This window comes from candidate division WOR-3 bacterium, from assembly GCA_016926475.1.
GTDB lineage: Bacteria > SDB-A > SDB-A > SDB-A > SDB-A > JAFGIG01.
Genome location: JAFGON010000082.1, coordinates 1 through 24139 on the forward strand (window position 1 = coordinate 1; position 24139 = coordinate 24139).

Consider the following 24139-nt stretch of genomic DNA (forward strand, 5'->3'; position numbering starts at 1 on the left):
CCATTTCATCCTCCTGTTCGTATTAAATAAGGCAAAAAGTCATTTAACACTTTTTGCCTCATTTACACAGAAGAATTTACACTACCACTAGTGATAATGGTTACGTTTACTATACTAATACTTTTGGCAACATAATAGACTCTTTTTGTCCATTTTCCAGTCTTTCAGCATCTGGACCACATAGTTTAGTTGCTATGTATCAAAATGTTAATAATCTTTATACAGCTGGTAATACTTGGGATAGTGGTTACAGTTATTACACAACTGCAAGAACAAATATTTTCTCATTAGGTTCTTTTTCATCAGATAAAATGGAGTTATTAATTACTGACGAAAACACAGGATTAAATACTTTAAATGTATACGGAAAAAACGGAATTTACTATTTTGAATTAAATGGATTAATTGATCCAGTCACAACTGTCAATATTTATAATATATTAGGTCAAAAAACAAAAGAAATTTTCAACAATACATCAATAAATAACAGTTTTATGGTTTATTGGGACAGAAAAGATGATTATGGAAATGTTGTCAGGGCTGGAGTTTATTTTGTAGAAATAATCACTGAGAATGATCGCTTCGTTAAAAGTTTTGCAATTATTGAATAAACAGAATCTTTTGCTCAAAAAAGGGGAGATTTTATCTCCCCTTTTTTTGTTGTATAATTATCCGGTGAAAAAAAAATTATTATTTTTATCCGTTTTGATTACGGTTCCGGCAATTCTTTATTATCAGACATTAAGGTTTGGGTATGTCAACTGGGATGACTCCCATCTTCTAGTAGATAACGCGCCTTTCTTTGAAAAACCTTCAAATATAATCGCTTCATTTTCAAAAGATTTATCCCTTTCTGGAAATGATGACAATAAAATGTTCTACAGGCCTTTGATGCTCGTTTCGTATGTCGTAGAATACCAGTGGGCGGGAGGAAATCCGCGGTTTTATCACTTTTCCAACGTCATTCTTCACATAATTTCAACTCTGTTGGTTTTTGTTTTTCTCAAGCATTTGAAATTACAGGAAAAGAACTGTTTTTTCCTTTCCCTGATGTTTTCTGTCCACCCCCTGACAGTCCAGTCCGTGGCGTGGATCCAGGGCAGAAATGACTCTCTTCTCTCGATATTTTTCCTTTTATCGCTGATTTCTTTGGAAAAGTTGGGACGAAAATTTTCGTGGCTTTCACTTACACTGCATTTTCTGGCTTTCTTGGCGTCACTTCTTACGAAAGAATCAGCCCTGGTCTTTCCGGTCGTGTATCTGGCGTATTTGATTTTTTTTGAAAAAGAACAATTTTCATCTAAAAAAATCGCGGTTTTGTCTTCGGGTTGGTTGCTGATATCTGCGGCATGGTTTACTCTCAGAAGTATGGTCATAAATTTAGGGTGCAGGGGTTTTTACTCGGGCAAAAATATTATCCTTGGTTTTTTGAGTTATTGGGGAAAGCTTGTGTTTCCGTTCGACCTTTCACCGTATCCGGTGCCTGAAAACGTGAATATTTTTTACGGAATTCTTGTGTTGTCCATTGTCGCTTTATTGGTGACGTTTAAAAGAGTAAAAAATATGAAAATGTTTCTGTTCGGCGCTTTATGGTTCTTTTCAATTATCGGTCCTACGTTCTTAAGAGGTTTCACGACGGCGAGTTTCATTGAGACGAGAGCGTATCCAGCGCTTCCGGGAGTTCTTCTGATGGTCGCTGAGATTGATACTGGGAAAGTGTTGACAAGATACAAGTATGTATTCTTGTTGTTTTTTTTCATCGTTTTTTCGTCGGTCACTTACGTCTATTCCAAGGTTTTCAGAGATCCCTTTTCACACCAAATATTCGCCGTGAGATCGTCTCCGAACTCTTGGGTTACAACTCACAACCTCGCGCTTGAATATTTGAGAATTGGAAGGATAGACTTTGCATACAACCAGATCAAGAGAGCTTATTCACTCAACCCCAGTAATTCTACATTGACCACTAATTATGCTATTATTATGGAAAACATGGGCATGACCGACAGCGCTCTATTGTATTATGGAAAAGCCCTTTATATAAACCCCGAAAACCTGACGGCTCTCAACAATACTGGACTGATATACTTCAACAGAAAAGATTACAGCACGGCTTTAAATTATTTTGTTGAAGGGATTGAGGTTGACAGTGCCGATCCCCAGATAAACTTGAATTTAGCAAACACATACTTCATGCTGAAGGATTTCAAAAAAGCGAAAACTTGTTATTACAGAATTTTGGAAAGAAAACCCAACGACGAACAAGCTATTAGATGCCTGAGAAATATTTACTGGGAAACCGGCGGAACTGATTCAGCACTATACTTCGAAAATTTTCTGCAAAAATAGACTATTTTTCGCGATTTATTAGTTTTTTTGCATTATGCAAAACTTTTTTTCGGTGTCAATAATTTAACCTCCACTATATCGATATATACAGCAATGCTTTTTTTGGTATAAAAATTGCTGAATCAAAAAGTGGGGATTATTCAATGGAGGTTAAAATGAAAAATAAAGGTTTTTCTCTCATAGAACTGATGGTTGTTGTCGTGATCATAGGTATTCTTGCCGCTGTAGCTATACCGAATTTTGTAAGACTGCGCGACAGAGCCAAAGAAGCCGAAGTAAAGGCAAACGCCCACACATTACACCTTTCAGCGGAAGAATATTCAACTTCTTCTGACGGATTCTATATAGACGAAGCAAACATGGATTCTTTATCCATGTTACAAAGCCTTAAAAACCCTTTTAACCCCTCCGGCGCAGCATGGTCTCCGAACGCACCCTCAGAAGCTGGTTGTGTCAGCTACGATCACAATGGTTTTTCACCTTCGACTTACACTATAATCGGCGCTGGGAAAAATGGATCTTCTGATACAATAATATTGATAAATCCGGGTTTTGGAAGTTAAATATTGATTTTATGATATCAATCTGATATTTTCCAGCTTATATGTCCCTTTTAAAGATCTTTGCAGTTTTTCTGGCTATATTTGCCGTGTCGAAAATATTCAAGAAATGGATAGCTGTAGCCATATTTGCAGGAGCTTTGACCAGCGGAATATTTTTCGGAAAAGGTCTGCTGGGAACACTTGAGACTTTTCTTTTCGGTTCGGTATCACTCAACTCGGTTTTTCTGTCCCTTCTCGTCGCCCTGATAAGCGTCTTCAGCGGAATAATGGAAGAGACGGGAATCCTCGAGAAATGCAAAAAAGCTTCGGTCAGCGTTTTTTCATCGGGAAGAGCCGCAGGGGTTTTTATGGCTTCCCTCGTAGGTCTTTTACCCATGCCGGGGGGGGCTCTGTTCAGCGCTCCGCTTGTAAACTCGAGTATTGACGGCAAAAACCCACCCGGGCTTCTCACCGTTCTCAATTACTGGTTCAGACATGTATGGGAGTTTTGGTGGCCTCTTTATCCCGCAGTGATAACCCTATTGGCTGTAACCAAATTGAATATGTTCCAATGGATAGGCAAGACAATAGTTTTTTCCTTTCTGTCATTTTTTGTAGGCTGGGTTTTCATATACAGAAAAGTCCAAACTTCAAAAAAGAAATCTTCCGGTTTCAAGATATCTAAAGACATGCTGACGGGTTTCGCCCCGCTGACCACGGTCATAGTTTTCGCTTTGGGCTACAAAACGGTTTTGTCTTTTTTCGGTATTGAATTACAGTCAGAAATTGTGATTATACCCGCGGTCCTCTGCGGCATTCTCGTATGTTTCAGGAGCTGGAAAAAAGGGTTGAGCTTGAAAAAATCGCTGAACCTTAGCAGAGTCATACCTCTGGCTATAATGATAATGACCATAATGGGCTACAAGGAAGTTATAGAAAAGGCCGGCATCGCTCAATCCATTGCCCAGGATATCGGGAACATGAATTTTCCTGTGATGGTCGTGTTCACTTTTTTGCCTTTTATATCCGGTCTTATAACTGGAATAGCGATAGGTTTTATAGGCGCGAGTTTCCCGCTGATAATTGACTTGCTCGAAGATTTCCCTCAGTATTCAAAGACAGCGATACTCGTGCTCGCTTTCGGTTTCGGATACGCCGGAATGATGCTGTCTCCTTTCCACGCCTGCATTCTGCTCTCCAAGGAATACTTCCGTTCGTCTTGGAAAGAAATCTACAAGTATCTCACCGGACCTGTTGTAGCCCTGACATCCGCTTTTGTTTTGTATTATTTTATATTTTCTCGATTTTGACCAAACCAGAACTCTTTGGTTTTACTTTTCTCCGAAAGACAATATAATGTCTTTCATAAGGCATCCAATAGTAAAAAGGAGAAGATTTATGAAATACTTTTTAATAGCGGTTTTAATAGCGGTTTCACAGGTTCCAGACGAGGTTTTTTTGACTGCAATGAGACAGAAAATGGCGGAGATAGAGCAAACAACTCTTTCTATGAGCGACCAGGCCAACGATTTGGTTGTCAAGCTCGATCTTTTGGTAGAGCATAGACAGTTGGCGAGGGCGTTAAGAGATTCATTCGAATCGAGATTGGAAATCATCAAAAGAGACTCACTGCGTATTTCAGGCGCTTTTGAAAGGGTGAATTCAAAAACACTGATCTACGACGAAATGCTCGCTCAGAAAATAAGAGAGCTCTACAAGAGGGGTGATCCTTCGGCTTTGGAAGTTTTCCTCTCAGAAGAGAGCTTTTCCGACTTTGTAGGCAGGATGGAATATTTGACCAGGACAGCCGAAGAGATGGCTCGTATAGTAAAATCGATGAGGCTGTCGAAAATGAGCCTTCAGCAGAAGGTCGATTCGATGAACGCGATGATAGAGAGGATGAGCTTTTTTCAACAGCAGATTGAAATAATAAACGGACAGATAGAGATTGATTCACTCGACATGACCGCGCTCGCGGTTCGGTTGGATTCTTCCATAGAAGCCCAACAGCTCCTGAAGGAAGAGTTGACGCAGGCGGCGAGTGAAATAGACAGGCAGGTCAGAGCCCAGGAAAGGTCAAGGAGCCTTACAGCTTCGATAGGTGGGGCGTCTTTCAACCCTCAGACGAACAGCAATTCCGGAAGCGTGGATTTCACAACGGTGAGACTTCCACAGAACAGCGAAATAGAGATAAATCCCGATAATTTTTTTGAAAAAAGCAAGGGATCGATAATTTGGCCGGTCGAGGGAGGAGGCTCTTTAACTCACAGCGTCGGTGAGAGTGGGACACTTGAAATTTTCGCGCCTGTTGGAACAGAAATCAAGTGCGTTGCGAATGGAACCGTTTACTTAAGCGAAAGATTTGGGCTGAAAAACAACGTGGTGATAATCCACCATGGAGACGGTTACAGCACTTACTACGATAATCTGTCCTCTCCTCTCAACGTAGTCACAGGGCAGGTTGTCAGGGCGGGTCAAGTAATAGGAAGCGTCGCCGAAAACGTCCAAGGGGAATCCAGAACTCAGTTTCAAATAAGGATAGGAGGCGCTTTAGTTAATCCGCTGGACTATCTCTCCGGGGGGAAATGATTTCCGTTGTTGTCAAAGGGCAGGAGAGAGCTCTTGACTATCTCGAAAGGACAAAAAGAGAAAACAAGACTCCCTCTCTGATGATATTTCATGGTCCGAGAGGAGTCGGCAAAACGATTTCGGCTTTTCAATACGCGTTTTCTTTCAACCCAGGAGTGTTCAAATCCCTCGTTCATCCAGACTTGATTGTGGTGGCCCCAACAGACATGACGGACGGGGATGAAATAGACGAAAATATTGACGAAAATTTAAAAGAAGGCAAATGGAGAGTTTCCGAATCCCCAAATTCTACTATAAAAATAGACCAGATAAGATCGGTCCAGAAAAAACTCCAATTCAGGCCTTTCTCGGCGAAAAAAAGGTTTGTCATAGTAGTAGATTCTCACAGGATGAGAACAGAGGCGGCAAACGCTTTTTTAAAAACCCTTGAAGAGCCGCCCATAGACACTTGCATAATCATGACTACATCGCACCTTTCTACGCTTTTGCCCACCGTTGTGTCCAGAGGATTTCTCCTGGGTTTCAGAGGGCTTGAAAAAGATATCATTTCAAAGATTTTAGCAGAAAGATATGGCGTCAGGGAAAACGAAGCCCGAGAAACTGCTTCTCTTTCGGACGGGAGCCTGAGCAAAGCGCTGGAAATTGTCTTCGACGAAGAAAAAAAAACGGCGAAAAAAATGTTTTTGTCGGCTTTTCTTTCAAAAGACAGGAAAAAACTCATCGGCGTCTGGCCTTCGAGAATTACCGATAGGGAAATCGTCTTCGCTTTGATCGAAACGCTTCATTCACTGTGCGCGGATTTCGCTTTTGTCAGATACAGCTTGCGGAATAAATTGAGAAATCCTGAATTTGCTGATAAAATTCAACAGTTTGCTCGCGACAAAGACAGCAGGTATTTTTATAAATGTGAAGCGGCTTGCATGAAAGCCGAAAAAGCCCTTGAATTGAACATCGATAACGGACTGATTAAGGATTACTTGATAGAAGAGGTTTTATGAACATAAAAGTTGATTTTGAAGGTCACCAGGCGTCTATATGTGAATGCGATCTTCTCGTCCCTCCTGAAGAAGGTGATTTTGTTGTCGCCATAAGAAGAATAGGTGAAGAGGTCGGCAGGATAATAGAAATTGGTAAGCATTTAAACAGACTCGAACCAAAGGGTAAAGTAGTTAGATACGCTACGGTTCAGGACAAGATTAGATGGCAGGAAATCAGGGAAAGAGAAATCTTTTCTCTTCAGCTTGCAAAACAGAGGGTTGTTCACTTTGGCCTTCCGATGAAGGTAGTGGCCGTCGAATACGACAGCGAGGAATCTAAAATAAGGTTGTTTTTTGTCTCTGAGGAGAGAATCGACTTCAGGGAACTCGTAAGGGACCTGGCTAAACATCTTCATTGCCGTGTAGATTTAAGGCAGATAGGAGTGAGGGACTACGCGACAAGATTGGGGGGAATAGGAGCTTGCGGCAGGGAGACTTGCTGTTCGACCTTTCTTCAAGATTTTAAACCTATAACCCTTCAAATAGCGAGAGAACAGAACCTGAATTTAAACACCCAAAAATTGTCTGGTCTTTGCGGAAGACTTATGTGTTGTCTGATGTATGAATGGGAAATGTATAAAGAGGCTTCTCAATACTATCCGTCTATCGGATCTAAAGTGAAGACAACCGAAGGGGACGAAGTCGAAGTAGTCAGCACGCATATATATCAGAATTGCGTTACGGTGAAGACTGAAACAGGCGTCATGAAAACGTTGAATTTACAAGACATAAACATGAAAATTCCACCTTTCAACAAATAGCTCATCTGGAGAAGACCAATGAAATATAAAAGAACTCTCGTCACAAGCGCTTTACCTTACGCGAACGGACCTCTTCACATCGGGCACCTCGCCGGATGTTACCTGCCTGCTGATGTGTTCGTCAGATATCTCAGGTCCAAGGGAGAAGAAGTGGTCTATATATGCGGCACCGATGAACATGGCGTTCAGATAACGTTGAAAGCCGAGCAGGAAAACACGACTCCGAAAAAACTCGTCGATCGGTACCATGAAATGATAAAAAAGGCGCTTAAAGACATCGGGATAGAATACGACAATTTTTCAAGGACTACGAAAAAAATACATTATGATTTGACGCAGAAATTTTTTCTGAAACTTCTCGACAACGGATTTCTTGAAGAAAAAGAGATCACCCAACTGTACTGCGAAAAATGCAGGCGGTTTCTTCCCGACAGGTTCGTTGAAGGGGAATGCCCTTACTGCCATTCAAAAAACGCGAGAGGTGATCAGTGCGAAGCTTGCGGAAGGTGGCTTGAACCGGCTCTTCTCATAAATCCCAAGTGCAAAATCTGTCAAACACAACCAGTCTTCAAGAAGACGACACATTGGTTTTTGAAACTCGACGCTCTGGCGCAGAACCTGATGGACTGGCATGTCACCCATCCGGAATGGAAAGACAATGTCAGAAAGTTCTGCAAAACCTGGTTTGAGGAAGGTCTTAACCCGAGGGCGATAACAAGAGACATCGACTGGGGTGTGCCCGTGCCTTTGGAAAATTCAAAGGGAAAAGTATTGTACGTCTGGTTTGACGCACCTATAGGGTATATTTCTTCAACCGTAGAGTGGGCGAGAGATGTAAAGAAAAAACCTGATCTCTGGGAGAAATACTGGCTTGAAAAGGACACGAGGGTAGTGCATTTCATTGGCAAGGACAACATTGTTTTCCACGCTATGGTTTGGCCGGGCATGCTTATGGCTCACGGTGATTTCGTCCTCCCTGACCAGATACCCGCGAATGAATTTTTGAACATCGAGGGTGAAAAAGTTTCAACGAGCAGAAATTGGGCTGTCTGGGTGGACCAGGCTATGGAAGCATTCCCTCCGGACACGTTGAGGTATGTTCTGATATCTACAGCTCCGGAAAATTCCGACGTAGATTTCACATGGTCCGAATTTCAAAGGCGCGTAAACGACGAACTCGCTGATGTACTGGGCAATTTCGTTAACAGGACGCTTACGTTTATACTTAAATACTACGAAGGAAAGGTTCCGGCGCTTGATTTGTCTTTAATTGACGAAGAAGTTTTGGAGGAGATAAAAACGTATCCTGGTAAAATCGGGGGGTTTTTGGAAAAATTTGAAGCAAAAAAAGCGGCGTTTGAATTCATGAAATTAGCCAGAACCGGCAACAGACTTTTTCAGTCAAGCGAACCATGGGTCCTGGTAAAAAAAGACCCCAAAAAATGTGAATCGACGCTGGCTTTTTGTGTAGCTCTAATAGACACTCTCGCTGTATTGATAGAGCCTTTCATGCCTTTTACTTCCGAAAAAATATTGAAAATTCTCAGGCTCGATAAGAGAAACTGGAATCAAGCCTCTGAATTCAGGATAAAAAAGAACCATGAGATAGGAAAACCCGAAATTCTTTTCACAAAAATTGAAGATAAAAAAATCGAGGCGCAGAGGAGTTTACTCGGCAAGGAGAGAAAAGACGTGAAAGAGACACTAACAGAGAATATCGGCATAGCGGATCTGGAGAAAGCCGGTTTGAAAGTAGGGCTTGTAAAATCCATTCAAAGGGTTGAAAAATCGGATAAATTGTATAAAATAGTCGTCGATCTGGGCGATGAAGAACGGCAGATCGTCGCCGGATTGGTGCCTTATTATAATGAGGAAGAGATTTTGGGGAAAAAAGTGATCGTCGTTTCGAATCTTCAACCTGCTAAAATAAGAGGGGAAGATTCCAACGGTATGATACTCGCCGCTGATGACGGCAAAACTGTCTCTCTTCTCTGTCTTGACAGAGACATTCCGCAGGGGTCGAGGATAAGGTAAAAAACCTGCAAATGCGATGCAATACTTATGAAGGTGTAGGAGGATATGAGGCTCAAGAGGATTGATATTTTTGGATTCAAATCTTTCGCCGACAGGGTTTCTATGGATTTCGACGATGGAATTACCGGAATAGTCGGACCGAACGGATGCGGCAAGTCAAACCTGATCGAGGCGATCAGGTGGGCTCTCGGAGAACAAAACAGCAGACTGATCAGAGCGGTGAAAATGGAAGAAGTGATTTTCAACGGTACCACTGAAAGACCGCCTCTCGGTTTCACGGAAATTGACCTGACTTTCGAATCAAAGGGTGAGTCTTCTTCGCCTCTGGGTTTTCACGAGATAACTTTTCGAAGAAGGGTAAAAAGAGACGGTGTAAGTGAATACTTCATAAACCAAACCCCTTGCTTGCTCAGAGATGTCATTGACACTCTGAGAAATATCGGCATAACGAGCAGGAGTTATTCGCTGTTTTCACTCGACGCGATTAAAAGAATTCTCGACGACGACAGCCAGGTCAGACGGGATATGTTCGCAGAAGTATCAGGCATAGCAAAATATCAAGCTCAAAAAAACGTCACCATTTCAAGGCTCAGGGATACCGAAGCCGACATTATGCGGCTTCAAGACAAGATAGAAGAGGTCAATACAAACCTGGATATGCTTAAAAAAGACCTCAGGAAGACCAACCAGTACAAAAATTTGAAAACCAAATATGAAGCCAGACTGCTGTGCTTTTCGAAGAAAAAACGTGACGAGATAATTGGGGTGGAATCTCGATTGACAGAGGACATACAAAAGAACCAGATCAGAAGAACTCAAATGGAAGAGGAAGCCAAAAATTTTAGCGTTGAAATAGACTCTCTTTGGTCTCAAGAGCAGAATTTGGGTAAGGATTTGTCCGAAAAGCAAGAAAAGCTCGATGAACATCTTTCCGTGTTTTCAAAAATAAGCGCTGAAATAGCGGAAACGAGGCAGCGGATAAAATATTTAGATGAAAAAATTCTTGAGCATGAAGAGGAATTAAAAGGCATAGAAATTTCGATTCCTTCCCTGGAAAATGAGAGCGCTCAGATGGAGAGAGATTTTGGAGGTTTTTTAACCGATGAAAACCTGAAACAAAAAGAACGGTCGAACCTAATCGGTTCGCTTGAAAAGGAAAGAGCGGTCATCGATAGTTTGACCGACAAAATTTCTATGGAATACAAAAACAGGGACGATAAAGACAGACAAGACATCAACCTACAAAACGAGATAACGGCTCTTTCCGAAAAGAGAACGCTCAAAACTGATTTACTGAGAAGTTTAAAGGAAACTCAAGTGAACAGAAAGATCGAGAAAGACGAATACACAGAGAAACTCATGACAATCGAAGAATCGGTCAAAAAACTATATTATGAGCAAAATGCCATCGAAGGAACCTTGTCTGACCTCAGAGAAAAAAGCTCCTTGTTGAATTCGAAAAGGGAATCCCTTCAAACCCTTATGTCTTCGCTTGAAAAAGATCTCGCTTCATGCGATTCAGAACTTTCTCTTCTCACCAACCAGCAGAGAGACCTTGAAGGGTATGACGAAGCGACAAAGTATCTTCTAAAAAAATACGGTTACAGAACTCTCGGCGATCTTGTAGAAGTTGAGAAAGGGCATGAATTGGCTGTTGAAATAGTTTTGGGTTCGGCGCTCGGCGCAGTCATTGTCCAGGAGAATCAACTCAAGAAAATGGCGGAAGAAATAAAAATCGAGGAAAAGGGGAAAGCCTGGTTTCTTGTTAAAGTCGAAAATGAACAAGAAGGAGAGATCGTCTTTCCTCAAGGTCTGGATCCGCTTTCGTCCCATGTGAAAGTCAGGGATGAATCGCTGAATCTCATTGTAAAGAGGATACTTGACGACTGGTTTGTGGTCCGGGACGGGGAAGATATGTTGGAAATTTCGAAAAAACATCCGTCTTTATGCGCGGTGGACAAAGATGGGCGTTTCACAATCAAGGGGGCTCTTTATTCCATGGGGGCACAGAGCCTCAAAATAATCGGAAGAAAAGAGAGAATAGAAGAATTGAAAGCGGTTAAAGAAACGCTCAAAGAAAAAATTGGTTCTGCAGAAGAAGAAAAATTGGTCAACGACAGGAACCTCGACGATGTCATTCAAGAATTGGGTGATAAAACTCAAACACTGAAAATGATAGTAGACAAAAAGGGTACCCTTCAGACGGAAATTCAAAACTTGAACTATAAAATCGGACTCGTTGAAGAAACCGACAGAGAAGAAACTGAAGAATTCAAAGAACTGGAGCGTGAACTCGGAGAAATCGAGGCCAGTCTAGGCGAAAAAAACAGGCAAAGCGCCAAAATCGCAATAGAGAGAGAAAACATTCTTTCTTCCATAGATTCTTTGAATTCCGAACTTCAGGAAGCCCGGAAGAAGATAGAACCGTCTCTTGCTCAAATTTCTGAAATTGAGAAACAGACGGCTGTTTTGTCGGAGAGAAAAAAAACAATTTCAGAAAGACTATCTGAAAAAAAACTCCAGGTAGAAAAAGCTCTTGACAGAGCCGAACAACTCGGCAAAATGACCGCTCAGGAAAGGGAAATGGTAAAAAAACTTCAGTTCGAAACTGTTTCAATGGAAGAAAAGAAGAGCGAATACGCGGCTATATTGGAGAATTCCAAAAGAGAGATTGAGTTTATTCAATCCTCCATAGAAGAGATAAGGCAAAAAAACAGAAAAACCGAAGAAGAGAGCAGAATCCTTGAAAAAAGTAAAACCGAACTGATGGACGTCTCTCAGGAGTTAAGAGTCAAAATGGCTGATTTGAGAGGAGAATTGAACAACATTGCGAAAGAACTTGAAACAGCTTTCGGCTTCGGACTTGAAAAACTCGATGAAGTTGAACCCAATGATGAAGAGGTCACACAGGAAGACATTATCAGAATTAAATCCCGCCTTTTGGCAATGGGGTCGGTAAACGAAAACGCGGAACAAGAATACAGCGAAATACTGGAAAGGTTTAATTTCCTCAGAACCCAGAGAGATGATTTGGAGAGCACCAAAAAAGGGCTTAAAGAGACCATAAACTCCATTGACAAAGTCGCGAGGGAAAAATTTCTCGAGACGTTTGAAGCGGTCAGAATAAATTTCAAGAACATATTTTCGATTCTTTTCAAATCCTCTTCTGAAGAAAACAACGATAATTTTCTGGCTGATCTTGAACTCGAAGAAGACAAGGATCCTCTTGAATCCGACATCAGGGTTATTGCTGTTCCACCTGGAAAAAAACTCAGCACTACCCGCCTTCTATCAACTGGAGAACAGTCATTTACCGCACTGAGCCTTCTCTACGCCCTCCATCAAATGAGGCTGTCTCCGCTTGTAGTCTTGGACGAAGTAGACGCGCCTCTTGACGATTCAAACGTTGAAATATTCATCAGATTCCTCAAAACTATAGCTCTGGAATCTCAAGTGATACTCGTAACCCACAACAGGAGAACTATGGAATTTTGCCAAGCTCTTTACGGAATTACCATGGAAGAAAAGGGTGTTAGTTCCATTGTATCCGTGAACCTCGAGAAAATAGATGAATTTTTGGGAGAAGATAACTAAGTCGGTTTCCCAAAAAAGCGCTTCTCTGACTTTGGGCTTGAAAAAACTCGTGGGCTCAGAGGGGAAAATTGACGGCAAGAAGTTAACCGAGCTTGAGGAATTGCTGATTCTTTCGGACATGGGACCCGAACTCGCCGAAAGGCTGATACAGATAGCAAGGTCTGCCCCTGAAGGAGAAATAGTAAACAGAGTTCGACGAGAACTTATCCAAATAATCGACATCCCGTATAAAAAGACAGACAGTTGCGGTTTGCAAGTGATTATGATGATCGGGGTCAATGGAACTGGGAAGACTACGAGCGCCGCCAAACTCGGTAGACTTTACGCTATGGAAGGCAAGAAAGTCATTTTTGCAGCGGCGGACACTTACAGAGCTGCTGGAGTTCTTCAACTGCAGATCTGGGCGCAAAAACTCGGCATTGACTGTGTTGGAGGGCAGGAAGGGGGTGATTCTGCGGCGGTGGTTCACGACGCTTTGGAATCCGCTTTATCGAGAAAAAAAGATATCCTGATAATTGATACCGCCGGCAGGCTTCACACCAAAGTCAACCTAATGAACGAATTGTCGAAAATATTCAAAGTTTTAAAAAAAATCGATCCTGCCTACCCCTGTGAAAACCTGATAGTGATGGACTCGACGACAGGTCAGAATTCCATTTCTCAGGCAAGAACATTTTCTGAGTTTGTGCCCCTTACAGGCATAGTACTCACCAAATACGACGGCACGGCAAAAGGCGGGTGCGTCTTTCCTATAGTCGAAAAACTCAATATTCCGGTTAAGTATATAGGCGTCGGTGAAAATGAAGAGGATTTTACGAGGTTTGACGCCGAAAAATTCGTTGGGTCGATTTTGTCATGAATTTAAAAGCTCCATACCTGAGGTTCCTCAAAACTTCCCTTAAATACTGGCACAAAATAATTTTAGGACTCGTTTTCATGACGTTTTTTGTTTTTTTGTCAGGTGTTTCTATAGGCATGCTTTACCCTATCGCGCAGAAAATTTTGGTATCACAGCAGAACACGGAATATCCCGACAGACCGATGGCGTCTCAGGCAAAAGAAGCTTTAGGTGAATCTTTCCAATTTCTCGGGAAAAGGGATTTCGAGGGTTTTTTTTCTTCGTTTAAAACATCTCTCGATGAATTTTTAAGGGAAAATTCACCCATGAGGGTTTTAAAAGCGGTGATCTTGCTTTCATTTATAATTTTTTTGCTCAAGTCGGTGGTAGATTATCTGCACAGGTTGATATTTGCCGACGTAGAGCAGAGCGTCATCAAACACTATCAGGAAATGATTTTCGACCATTATTCAAAAATGTCCATGGATTTTTTTCAAAAGTACAGGATAGGAGAGTTGACTTCGAGAATCACTTCGGACGTAAGCCTCGTAGGCTTCACGGCGATGGGTGCTTTGATTGAAATAATTAGAAATACTTCCCTGGTCTTCTTTTACTTGATCATCGCCCTTGTCATAAATCTTCCGCTCACACTTGTTGCCCTGGTTTTTATCCCCGTGATGACCCTTCTTTCAAGATGGATGACAAAAAAAATAAGAAAATACATAAACAGGACTCAGGACACTTGGGCGTTGGTCAACTCGAAAATTCAGGAAATCGGGACGAACATAAAAGTCGTGCTGTCTTTTTCAACTTTTGACAGAGAAAAAAAACACTTCAGAGAACTAACTTCAAAGCTGAAAAAAAACAATTTTAAAAGAATCGCCGTGGACTCGCTGACCCGGCCCCTCAGCGATTTCGTGAATATGGGGATAGTCCTCTTTTTAATATGGGTTGGAGGTAAAATGATAATCGAAAATACCTCCGGTTTTTCTTCGGCCGCTTTTTTTGTTTACCTCGGGGCGATTCTATCTCTGATGCATCCGGTAAAGGTAATTGTTCAAAAATGGAATGAGCTTCAGGGAGCTCTCGTGGGCTTGGATAGAATATATTCCATACTTGATGTCAAAGCAAGTATTGGAGAATCTCCGGAAGCTTTAGAAAAGAATGATTTCAAGAGCGATATAGTTTTCGACAAAGTTTGTTTTTCTTACGTGAAAGGGAAGGAAGTCCTTAAAAACCTTTCTTTCAGAATCGCAAAAGGCGAAACCATCGCCATTGTCGGCAGGAGCGGTGTAGGAAAGACGACGATTCTCGAACTTCTCATGAGGTTTTATGATCCGTCGTCGGGCTCAATTTACATAGACGGAACAGATGTCCGCAAGATAAAAATATCTTCACTGAGGAAATTGATAGGTTCAGTTAGTCAAGAGGTTCTTCTTTTCTACGACACGATTGAGAACAACATCGCTTACGCCAAAGAAGGTGCCATATCGGAAGAGATACAAAAAGCCGCTAAAATAGCCAACGCAGATGAATTCATCAAAGATCTACACCAGGGATACAAGACAATTGTAGGAGAGAGAGGGACTCACATATCCGGAGGACAAAGGCAGAGAATAGCAATAGCGAGAGCTGTACTTCAAAACCCCAAAATACTGCTTTTCGATGAAGCGACGAGTTCTCTCGACAACGAATCCGAAAGAAAGGTGCAGGATTCAATAAACACTCTTCTGGAGGGCAGAACAGCCGTAATTGTAGCCCACAGACTGACAACAGTGAAAAATGTGGGTAAAATTCTCGTGATAGAAGACGGAAGGGTTGTTGAGAGCGGATCTCATGATGAGCTTTACATGGAAAACGGGCTCTATCGCAACCTTTATGACAGCCACGAACTCTTCAATTCGTGAATTTGACCTGAATGGAAATTTAGAGTATTTTATTTAAAAAAGACGGGAGAAGCTTGAACAAAATCGGTGTATGGAAAAAGAAATTGGGTGGTTTCCCGAAAAATCATGAAGAGTTCCTGAAAGTTTACGCGGCTATGGGGACGACCCCTCAGGGAGCTTCCGCCTGTCTGATTGTCGCCCTGATGTTTTTTTCCAAAAACAAAGATGAAGGACTCAAAATGCTGGCTTCAGTAGTAGATCCTTCGAGGACGGTAAAGAAACAAGGAGCGATTCCCGAACTATTTCAGTCAGATCTGAGGTTCATATCGATGCAGTCAACCGGCAAAGAGTACATGTTCAATTCATACGCGGTCGGAACCGACCCAAAAAACGGTTATAAAATTGAAAAAATGCCAATAGAATTCGAATTTTCAAGCAATAAATACAGTGAAGCGATGGGAGACTGCAGATTTAAGCTGTTCGTAAAATGCTCCGGTGCATCCACCCCAAGGCCGATAACGCTTTCGAAACAAGACGACGGCTACTGGAAAGCCCTTGAATACAGCAGCCTTCTTCTCGACGTTCAAAAACCCCTTCAATAAACAGCCAAAGGTTGTTTTTCAGGTATTAAACCCAAAGTTCCGGACATCCCGAGTTTTCGATATTATGTCGAAAAAAACAAAGTCAAAAAAGGAGCGTAAGGAAAACCTCATGAGTTGCTTTGATTTAATTATGTTTTCCCCGATTAAAATTATATAATCCTATGGACGGTATATATTTTTCGAATTGGTTAAATTGATGAGAACTTTATATTGAAAAAACCGTCTAATCAATAAAAAAACAATTATAGGAGGACGGATGTTCGATACAGAAAAGTATTTCAAGGAAGAAAATTCTAAAACCGATAAAGTCTACAGAGAGAAGATAGCCGAATTAGAAAAGATCAAAAAAGCGTTGGAGAAACCCGACAGACTTGAAATCGAAGAATATGTTTATTCTTTGACAAAAAAAGTCTTGGAAATTGCGGAAATCGAATCTAGAGTGAAACCGGGTTATTTTGAAAAAAATACTTTTCAGGTTCTCGAGGAAGACAATCGAAAGGTGTATTTTCACAGGCTGGCTTCAGAGTATCGCGGTGGGTTTGAAGACCTTGAGCACTGCGCCGAAAAGTTTGGAGAAGAAAAAGGCAAGCTTCTCTCATTTTTCTGCAACCAGGTCTACAAAAACCTCCGATTCTGTTTCAGCAACAGAAGATTCTTCATGGTCCGTTATCTGGAAAAAATCATCAAAATTTGGGAAGCCGCGAGAACCGGAGAGGATTCAACCGAGAAATTAAGAGAAATCATTTTGTCTGATATGAAAAATCTACAGACAGATGAAGTCAGGCAAATTTTCAAAGAGCAATTCGATCCTGAATTTTCTTTATTTAAAGAGGTAATTGGAAATAGCGATCTGTCGGACCCTAAATATATATTTTCTTACGGGAGGTACGTTTCAGACAATGAAAAAAGAATGGCAAAATTCCTTTCAAGTTACCCAGATGACAAACTCAAAGAACTCGGAGATAAAATTTATGACGCCTATATTAGGGGATTCAAGATTTCAGGCAAGACCTGGGAGGGCAAACCATACGTGTTGTTGCTGGGTTCAATAGGACAAGAAGCGATTCTGCGTTATCTTCAGAAGAGACTGATCGCTGAAAACTTCGAAGTCTTGTATATGGGCATGTCTTCGACGACGATCAACGAGCAGACAAACTACGATTTTAAATTCAGCGACAGTCTTTATTTGGATGAAGAATACACCAATTCGATTATCGAATCTACGGGGATGATTATGGAAGAATTCAAGGACACACTGTCTAAAGTGTCCGGTCTCATAAACGTCGCTAAATTCGGAGAAGTTCCTTTTGTACCGGAAATCAAGTCGGTGAGGTACCAGCCCTCCGACACCCAAAAAAATCTCGACAAGAGGCTAAAATCAGAGACTATGCAGATCAGGGAAAAGTATTTGCCCATGTCTGCGATAAGCTTCACCATAATTGCTTTTCCATCGCCAGAAATCGGCGACAATTTTGAAGGTATATTCTCAGACACAATCGAAATAAACCTTCTCGACAATGAAAAATACGGATTGATTCAGAAAAGAATAATAGATGTCCTCGACCGAGGAGATTACGTCCAAGTAAAGGGCAAGGGAGAAAACAGGACAGACATAAAAGTAGCCCTCAAAAGCATTGAGAATCCGGAGAAGCAGACAAAATTCGTCAATTGCCTGGCTGATTTGAATATACCGCTTGGTGAAGTTTTCACCTCTCCGGTATTAAACGGAACCCAAGGAATTCTTCACGTAAAAGAAGTGTTTTTGAACAGTTTAAAATTTGTGGATCTTGAACTGGTCTTTGAAAATGGATTCGTGGTCTCTTATAACTGCTCGAATTTTGAAGAGCCTGAAGAAAACAAAAAATACATTAAAGAGAATCTACTGTTTCCTCACGAAACGCTGCCAATGGGGGAATTTGCCATTGGAACCAACACACTCGCTTATGTTTCGGCCAAAAAATGGGGGATAACTCACCTGCTGCCAGTGCTGATTATCGAAAAAATGGGGCCTCATTTCGCAGTAGGAGACACGTGTTTTGCTTTTCAGGAAGACATGAAGATCTACAACGACTTTGACGGCAAGGAGATGGTGGCCAGGGATAACGAGAGAACGCTTCTGAGAAATGAGGACGTGAATAAAGCCTATTTTTTCATTCATACCGACATATCGTTGCCTTATGACGAAATTGCTTTCATAAAAGCTGTCAGCTCGAATTCGGAAGAGTATATAATAAAAGACGGAGAATTCACGGTAAAAGGTACCGAAGAATTGAATTTGGTCTTCGACAAGAGTTAGGTGCAGTAACTGGTTTTCAGTTTTGTGCTTCGACCCAGGGATTGTCTGAACAATCTATTTTGCCTATAATTTTATATGATTCGGATAACGAATTGATTATTGAAGCCGAGATTTTCAAGTCTTTGGAGTTTTTAACGCCTTTTAAGTACCACAACAAATGTTTTCTCATTATTCTCATTCCGTGGATTTCGCCGTAAAATTCGACAGCCATGCGGCAATGTTGTCCAATGATTTCTTTTTTTTCTTCGCAGGATGGTATTTTACCGGAAAATATCCAGGGATTTCCTCTCGACGCCCTTCCGATCATAACACCTAAAAAAACTTTATGGGAAAGCAGAGAAACCGCTTTTTCATAAGAATCAATGTCGCCGTTGCCTACAACGGGTGTCTTTGTCTTTTTCGCGGCGCTGATCAAAAGATCCCAGTCGGCTTTTACAGCGTAATTTTGCGAAGCTGTTCTCCCGTGAATTTTTATCGCTTCTACACCCATGGTTTCCAGAGAACATATTATCTCTAGAAGGTTTTCCCTGTCGAAGCCAGTTCGGATTTTGATAGTCACGGGTTTTTTTGATTCTTCCAAAACCGCTTCCGCGCAGATTTTTAAACGGGACAAATCTTTCAAGAGAGCGGCGCCGTTTTCGGATTTAATTATTTTCCGCGCCGGGCATCCAGCATTCAACTCTATGAAATCTGGTTCCAAACCGTTCACCGAAGAGACCGCTTTTCTGATTTTGACAGGGTCGGACCCTACTATTTGTACAGTGATAGGTCTTTCTGCTTCGGTGAAATGCGCTTTTTTCAGGTATCTCTCGGGGTTTGATAAAATCCCTTGCACCGGTATCATCTCCGTAGTCAGATGGGAAGCACCGCATTTTTTGCAGATGCACCTGAAAGGAAAATCAGTTATTCCGTCGAGAGGGGCGAGTTCTATTCTCATTTTTTATTATTAGGCTGTAAAAAGAAGAACCCATGGCTGACAAAACTACCAGAGAGAGTATTACTGCGCCTATCCAGCCTATTCTTGATAAAAGAAGAGTGACCACGGTGACGATGATTCCGGCGGCCGCCACCCCGAAAAGAATGGCAAGAAAAGATTTTCGAACGTCCAACCCTGCGAGGTAAGCGGCAAAAGCACCTGTCCAGGCGCCTGTCACGGGGAGCGGAATAGCGACGAAGAGCATCAACCCCAGAGACTTGTATTTTTCTACTGAATGTGATTTTTTCTTGGTTTTTGAAAACCACCAGCTGATAAGATTTTCCATTTTTTTGTTTTTGGAAAGAAACCTTGAGATAACTCCTGTGAAAATCAAAACAGGAAGAACAGGGATCATGTTTCCCAGTATAGCATCTAAGTAAACTCGCCAATAGGGCAAATCCAGAGTCAGCAATCCGACCGGTATTCCTCCTCTCAATTCGAATATCGGCAGCATTGAAATGAGGATGACTATCAAGTCGGGAGGTATTCCCCTGTTTTTCAGGTTCTCTGTGAATTTTTCTTTAAGAGACATTTCGCCCCCTACAAAACTCGAATCGGTTGAGGAGGGAAAAATTGACGCGTAGAAAATCATTACCGCAACGGAGACCAATGTGACAGTAAAGAAAAGTCTCATATTTTCAGCAAGTTGACTACAGCCCTCGCCGAGATGCCTTCTTTAGCGCCTTCAGGACCCATTCCTTCGCTTGTCGTCGCTTTGACGGAGACAGACGACTCGTTGCAGCTTAAAATCCTCGATATGTTTTTTATCATCACTGGAATATACGGGCTGAGAGCAGGGGATTGTGCCACCACTACAGAGTCTACGTTGAGGATATGAGGAAAACCGGATTTTTCGTAGGCCTTTTCGAGAAGATATGAACTCGAGACACCCAGGTATTTTTGGTCGTTGTCGGGAAAATAAAATCCTATATCCCTCATTCCGCAGGCTCCCAGAAGCGCGTCGGTAATCGCGTGCAAAAGTACGTCAGCATCGGAATGTCCAAGCAGACCGAGTTCAAAGGGTATCTTCACGCCTCCGATTATGAGGTCTCTGTTCTCGGACAGTCTGTGAAAGTCCAGCCCGAAGCCAACCCTTGAATAGGAAGAGATGATAATTTTCGCCCTTTGAAAATCATCTGCAGTGGTTATTTTGAAATTGTTTTCATCCCCGGGAATTGTCATAACTTGCAAGTCGAGTTTTTCCGCGTATGATGAATCGTCGGTCAAAGTCTCCTGGCAGGATCCCAGAGCTTCGCCTATAAGGCTTTTAGGAAAAAATTGAGGGGTCTGCGCCCTGCGGAGGTACTTACGGTCAACTGTCTTTTTTACAAAACCGTGGTCGACTTCCTTTATGGTGTCAAAAATCTCGGCTACAGGGATAACGGGGACTCCTTTGCGGCATACCTGCCAGAGCCTTTCTATGAGGTCTTTGCCTATAAAAGGTCTTGCCGCGTCGTGTATTGCGACAAATTTAGATTTTGAAATTTCAACGCCGTTGAAGACTGAGTCGCGTCTTTCTTTTCCGCCCACAGTGAATATGACAGGATGTTTGAATCTTTGTCTGGTGTGAAACATGCCGTCCTTGGGATCAGCGTCTTTTGGGGTGACTACAATGATTTCTTCGCATTCATCCGCAGAATCGAAAGCTCTGACGCTCCATTCCCACATTTTAAGCCCGAAGAGCATTAGGGCTTGTTTCGGGATGGGACCCGAGAATCTGCGTCCCGAGCCTCCCGCCACTATTACTGCACTAAATCCCATAGAAATTTTCTTTTGGATTGTTTTTCTCTTTTGAGAAAAAGTGTGGTACCTTCTGATGATTTGACGTAACTTGAAACCCGGCAAGTCACTTCTTTTTCCAGGATGTGATCTTCACTTTTGATAAAGTAAACAGTGCCGTCCGGCAATTTGCCTTTAAAGCCGGTTTCGCTTTTTTCAAGCGGTTTAACCCTTAGGAATTTTCCTACCCAGTATTTGTCCAGTAAAAAACTTTCGAATTTGTCAAAATTCATATTTTTCAAAGAATAAAGCATCACAAGATGGTCAGCTTCGTTTTCAGAAGAAATTATGAAAGTCTTTGAATGGTCTTTGTTTTTCTTTAGAAGATCAGAATAGCTGCTGCACGAATCAACTTTTAAAAGTCTGATGTTTTCGATTTTTCCGATTTTTTCAATGTTGGAGACTGCAATTTTTCCGTCTTTTTTGTTGCTTGACGAAGAATTCGACAATTCATAGAAAAAATCAACCCATGAAGAAAGCATCAGGAGTTCGCAATCGAATGGAAAGTTTTCCAGAAAAGGCGTGAGTCTCATGTCGCAGAATGCGAGAGAAGTGGGTATCAACTTGGACTTACTCTCAAAAAACCGATTAATGTATTGTTTCAAATTCATTGGTCTTTACGCTTGTTCGCGGACAGTTCCTTCAAAACTTTTACAGCTTCGGGTATGTTTTTGACCTGGAAACCTCCTGTTTTTTTTAAATGGGGAGAAATTACAGATTCGTATCCGAGCCTTTTACATTCCTTCAGCCTCAATTCTTGTCTTTTTACCGGCCTGACATCGCCGGAAAGACTTATTTCGCCGAAAGCGATGGCTCTCGCGGGGACGCTTATTCCGGAATAACAGGATACGACGGCGAGAACGACCGAGAGGTCAAGGGCGGTGTCAGATACATGAAGACCTCCCGCGACGTTGCAATAGATGTCATAACTCCAGGTGTCTGCGTTAAGCCACTTGTCGAGAACGGCAAGAAGCATGGAGAGCCTTTTTTGGTTGAATCCGTTGACGACCCTTGCCGGCACTCCAAATTTTGAAGGAACAGTGAGAGCTTCTACTTCAACGATAAATGAACGGTTTCCCTCGATAACCGACCCTCTGATTGTCCCCGGTGGTAAAATGCTTTTTTCTTTGTCAAGCAGTATTTCGGTCGCGTCTTTTACCTCTTCAAAACCGCTTTCGGTCATCCTGAAAATTCCTATCTCCTCGGTTGATCCGTAGCGGTTTTTGTAAGACCTGAGAATGCGAAAATCCTGCCTGCGGTCTCCTTCTATCGAGAGGAAAACGTCGACCAGGTGTTCGAGCGATCTTGGGCCTGCTAAATCACCGGACTTTGTTACTTGCCCGATCAAAAAAACAATGGCTCCGGTTTTTCGGGCAAAGTTGCACATCAGTTCGGAGACACTGCGGACTTGATTCACGCTGCCTGTAATGCTCTCTATGGCTGGATTGAAAACAGTCTGAACCGAATCGAGAATAACTACGTCGAATTTTCCGAGAGCAAGAGTTTTTAGAATTTCGTTCGAATCGTTCTCGGCTATAAACTTGAGTTTTTCGGAAGAAGCCCCGATTCTCCTTGCTCGCATTAAAAGCTGCTGCATGCTCTCTTCGGCTGTCATATAGAGTATGTTTTTTGAATTTTCAGCAGTGCTGGTAGCCGTCTGCAGGACAAAGGTAGATTTTCCTATGCCAGGTTCTCCGCTTATTAGTATCACCGATCCCGGTATCAAACCGCCTCCGAGGACTCTGTCGAATTCACCCATCCCGGAGAGCATCTTTTCCGAGTTTTCATCGAAAGCAGTTATATCTTTTATCCCGGCGTTAACTTTCGTGGAAGAAGATTCCTGAATTTCGACGACAGTGTCCCAGGATCCGCAATGAGGGCAAGTTCCCTGCCATCTTGTCAGAGTCTCTCCGCAGTTTGAACAGACGAATTTAGCTCTTGTGTTTTTTTTCATACCTAAAAGACTTCGAGGTTTATGTACTTCCTCGGATTTGTTCTTATGTCATTAGCGAGGTATTCGTATGAATTCACGGCTCTTCTCAAATCGTAGTAGAGAGAATCTTCTTTGATCAGCTTGCCCAAAGTTCCTTCTCCTCGGGCGATGGATCTTTCAATTTCAATCAGCAGGGTCAAGGCCGTGTCCATTTTTATAAGGGTTGTGTCCATAAGCTCGATTGTCTTGTCAATCTTTGCGCTTTTTTCCGACATCTCCGCTGAAATCGCTGATAAACTAGACTTTGCTTGAATTGTTGCCTGTCGAAGCTCCGCAAGGAGGTAAGTCAAATTGTGAACTGTCGTTTGCGCGTCAACAGCCAAAACGGTCGTCTCCTTTATGAGTTCACCCGCCGAGGTGTCGAAATTGCTCCTAATGTCTGAAACGAGCACCTCAACGTCTTTTACGGCTTTTGAAAACTGTCCCATGTCAAATATCATAACAGGTTCGGTCGGCATGAACTTCGAAGTGTCAAAAGCTACGGCAAGGGTGCCGGGGGTTATGTTAATGTATTTAACGTTTGATATCAGAGAAGTTTGGTATATCCCAGCCCTAGCATCTGCGTTTAGTTTTACATCGTTATCTATGAGCATTTCAACTTCAACGGCTTTATCATGGATGGTTATGTTTGAAACCCTCCCTCTCGTGACGCCGTGAATTTGAACATCCGCCCCTTCAAAAAGGCCGCTGACATTGTTGAAAACAGCCCTGATTCTGTATCCTTTTTTCGAAAACGTAATGTTTGAAAGGAAAATATAGCCCGTTACAAGTATAACAATACTTATCACTGCGAGAACTGTCACCTTCCATGAATAGCTTTTCTCTATGTGTTTCATAAGCGTATTTATACCATAAAAAAAACG

At 42.1% G+C, this 24139-nt stretch carries 19 protein-coding genes; 13 read left to right on the plus strand and 6 right to left on the minus strand.

Annotated features, from left to right (window positions below; genetic code table 11):
- The first annotated feature begins 53 nt into the window (after window positions 1-53).
- The 13 genes from JXA84_08160 to JXA84_08220 all read left to right on the plus strand — a co-directional run bounded on the left by JXA84_08160 (window position 54) and on the right by JXA84_08220 (window position 18528).
- The gene (locus JXA84_08160; protein MBN1151173.1) at window positions 54-611 is read left to right on the plus strand and encodes a T9SS type A sorting domain-containing protein; all 558 of its coding nucleotides are present in this window, start codon (window positions 54-56) and stop codon (window positions 609-611) included.
- 64 nt (window positions 612-675) lie between these two features.
- Window positions 676-2349, plus strand: coding sequence for a tetratricopeptide repeat protein (locus JXA84_08165; GenBank protein ID MBN1151174.1), 1674 nt, complete (start codon window positions 676-678; stop codon window positions 2347-2349).
- A gap of 155 nt (window positions 2350-2504) precedes the next feature.
- Window positions 2505-2912 carry a type II secretion system protein gene (locus tag JXA84_08170; protein MBN1151175.1) on the plus strand — a complete coding sequence of 136 codons (408 nt, stop codon included), beginning with the start codon at window positions 2505-2507 and terminating at the stop codon, window positions 2910-2912.
- 41 nt (window positions 2913-2953) lie between these two features.
- Window positions 2954-4201, plus strand: coding sequence for a DUF401 family protein (locus tag JXA84_08175; protein MBN1151176.1), 1248 nt, complete (start codon window positions 2954-2956; stop codon window positions 4199-4201).
- An 88-nt stretch (window positions 4202-4289) separates the two neighbouring features.
- Entirely contained in the window at window positions 4290-5480 is a 1191-nt protein-coding gene (locus JXA84_08180) for a peptidoglycan DD-metalloendopeptidase family protein (GenBank protein MBN1151177.1), read from the plus strand.
- The gene (locus JXA84_08185) at window positions 5477-6478 is read left to right on the plus strand and encodes a hypothetical protein (GenBank protein MBN1151178.1); all 1002 of its coding nucleotides are present in this window, start codon (window positions 5477-5479) and stop codon (window positions 6476-6478) included. The genes JXA84_08180 and JXA84_08185 overlap by 4 nt, the downstream gene beginning before the upstream one ends.
- Window positions 6475-7278, plus strand: coding sequence for a stage 0 sporulation protein (locus JXA84_08190; protein ID MBN1151179.1), 804 nt, complete (start codon window positions 6475-6477; stop codon window positions 7276-7278). Before JXA84_08185 ends, JXA84_08190 begins: the two co-directional genes overlap by 4 nt.
- A gap of 18 nt (window positions 7279-7296) precedes the next feature.
- Window positions 7297-9312 carry a methionine--tRNA ligase gene (metG, locus tag JXA84_08195; protein MBN1151180.1) on the plus strand — a complete coding sequence of 672 codons (2016 nt, stop codon included), beginning with the start codon at window positions 7297-7299 and terminating at the stop codon, window positions 9310-9312.
- Window positions 9313-9357: 45 nt separating this feature from the next.
- Window positions 9358-12906: a chromosome segregation protein SMC gene (gene smc, locus JXA84_08200; GenBank protein ID MBN1151181.1), complete on the plus strand. Its 3549-nt coding sequence runs from the start codon at window positions 9358-9360 to the stop codon at window positions 12904-12906.
- Entirely contained in the window at window positions 12881-13765 is an 885-nt protein-coding gene (gene ftsY / locus JXA84_08205; protein ID MBN1151182.1) for a signal recognition particle-docking protein FtsY, read from the plus strand. Before smc ends, ftsY begins: the two co-directional genes overlap by 26 nt.
- On the plus strand, window positions 13762-15651 hold the full coding sequence (locus JXA84_08210; protein ID MBN1151183.1) for an ABC transporter ATP-binding protein: 1890 nt from the start codon (window positions 13762-13764) through the stop codon (window positions 15649-15651). Before ftsY ends, JXA84_08210 begins: the two co-directional genes overlap by 4 nt.
- Window positions 15652-15704: 53 nt before the next feature.
- Complete coding sequence (locus JXA84_08215; protein MBN1151184.1) at window positions 15705-16232, plus strand: hypothetical protein; 528 nt, start codon at window positions 15705-15707, stop codon at window positions 16230-16232.
- Between the two features lie 256 nt (window positions 16233-16488).
- Window positions 16489-18528: an aminopeptidase gene (locus JXA84_08220; GenBank protein MBN1151185.1), complete on the plus strand. Its 2040-nt coding sequence runs from the start codon at window positions 16489-16491 to the stop codon at window positions 18526-18528.
- A gap of 16 nt (window positions 18529-18544) precedes the next feature.
- On the opposite strand, the gene JXA84_08225 is transcribed toward JXA84_08220, so the two are convergent.
- From JXA84_08225 to JXA84_08250, 6 genes are all read right to left on the minus strand, one after another.
- Entirely contained in the window at window positions 18545-19465 is a 921-nt protein-coding gene (locus JXA84_08225; protein ID MBN1151186.1) for a tRNA-dihydrouridine synthase, read from the minus strand.
- The gene (locus JXA84_08230) at window positions 19428-20036 is read right to left on the minus strand and encodes a small multi-drug export protein (protein ID MBN1151187.1); all 609 of its coding nucleotides are present in this window, start codon (window positions 20034-20036) and stop codon (window positions 19428-19430) included. The genes JXA84_08225 and JXA84_08230 overlap by 38 nt, the downstream gene beginning before the upstream one ends.
- Before the next feature lie 98 nt (window positions 20037-20134).
- Window positions 20135-21265: a 2-C-methyl-D-erythritol 2,4-cyclodiphosphate synthase gene (locus JXA84_08235; protein ID MBN1151188.1), complete on the minus strand. Its 1131-nt coding sequence runs from the start codon at window positions 21263-21265 to the stop codon at window positions 20135-20137.
- Window positions 21247-21894 carry a hypothetical protein gene (locus JXA84_08240; protein ID MBN1151189.1) on the minus strand — a complete coding sequence of 216 codons (648 nt, stop codon included), beginning with the start codon at window positions 21892-21894 and terminating at the stop codon, window positions 21247-21249. The genes JXA84_08235 and JXA84_08240 overlap by 19 nt, the downstream gene beginning before the upstream one ends.
- Window positions 21891-23237, minus strand: coding sequence for a DNA repair protein RadA (gene radA, locus JXA84_08245; protein MBN1151190.1), 1347 nt, complete (start codon window positions 23235-23237; stop codon window positions 21891-21893). The genes JXA84_08240 and radA overlap by 4 nt, the downstream gene beginning before the upstream one ends.
- Before the next feature lie 2 nt (window positions 23238-23239).
- Window positions 23240-24112, minus strand: a complete 873-nt coding sequence (locus tag JXA84_08250) for an MCE family protein (protein MBN1151191.1) — start codon at window positions 24110-24112, stop codon at window positions 23240-23242.
- Window positions 24113-24139 lie beyond the last annotated feature (27 nt).

Excerpts from the sequence above, each read along its gene's own strand:
- JXA84_08170 (MBN1151175.1), top strand. The coding sequence starts at position 2,505 with ATGAAAAATAAAGGTTTTTCTCTCATAGAACTGATGGTTGTTGTCGTG.
- JXA84_08175 (MBN1151176.1), top strand. The coding sequence starts at position 2,954 with ATGTCCCTTTTAAAGATCTTTGCAGTTTTTCTGGCTATATTTGCCGTG.
- JXA84_08180 (MBN1151177.1), top strand. The coding sequence starts at position 4,290 with ATGAAATACTTTTTAATAGCGGTTTTAATAGCGGTTTCACAGGTTCCA.
- JXA84_08185 (MBN1151178.1), top strand. The coding sequence starts at position 5,477 with ATGATTTCCGTTGTTGTCAAAGGGCAGGAGAGAGCTCTTGACTATCTC.
- JXA84_08190 (MBN1151179.1), top strand. The coding sequence starts at position 6,475 with ATGAACATAAAAGTTGATTTTGAAGGTCACCAGGCGTCTATATGTGAA.
- metG (MBN1151180.1), top strand. The coding sequence starts at position 7,297 with ATGAAATATAAAAGAACTCTCGTCACAAGCGCTTTACCTTACGCGAAC.
- smc (MBN1151181.1), top strand. The coding sequence starts at position 9,358 with ATGAGGCTCAAGAGGATTGATATTTTTGGATTCAAATCTTTCGCCGAC.
- ftsY (MBN1151182.1), top strand. The coding sequence starts at position 12,881 with ATGAATTTTTGGGAGAAGATAACTAAGTCGGTTTCCCAAAAAAGCGCT.
- JXA84_08210 (MBN1151183.1), top strand. The coding sequence starts at position 13,762 with ATGAATTTAAAAGCTCCATACCTGAGGTTCCTCAAAACTTCCCTTAAA.
- JXA84_08220 (MBN1151185.1), top strand. The coding sequence starts at position 16,489 with ATGTTCGATACAGAAAAGTATTTCAAGGAAGAAAATTCTAAAACCGAT.
- JXA84_08225 (MBN1151186.1), bottom strand. The coding sequence starts at position 19,465 with ATGAGAATAGAACTCGCCCCTCTCGACGGAATAACTGATTTTCCTTTC.
- JXA84_08230 (MBN1151187.1), bottom strand. The coding sequence starts at position 20,036 with ATGTCTCTTAAAGAAAAATTCACAGAGAACCTGAAAAACAGGGGAATA.
- JXA84_08235 (MBN1151188.1), bottom strand. The coding sequence starts at position 21,265 with ATGGGATTTAGTGCAGTAATAGTGGCGGGAGGCTCGGGACGCAGATTC.
- JXA84_08240 (MBN1151189.1), bottom strand. The coding sequence starts at position 21,894 with ATGAATTTGAAACAATACATTAATCGGTTTTTTGAGAGTAAGTCCAAG.
- radA (MBN1151190.1), bottom strand. The coding sequence starts at position 23,237 with ATGAAAAAAAACACAAGAGCTAAATTCGTCTGTTCAAACTGCGGAGAG.
- JXA84_08250 (MBN1151191.1), bottom strand. The coding sequence starts at position 24,112 with ATGAAACACATAGAGAAAAGCTATTCATGGAAGGTGACAGTTCTCGCA.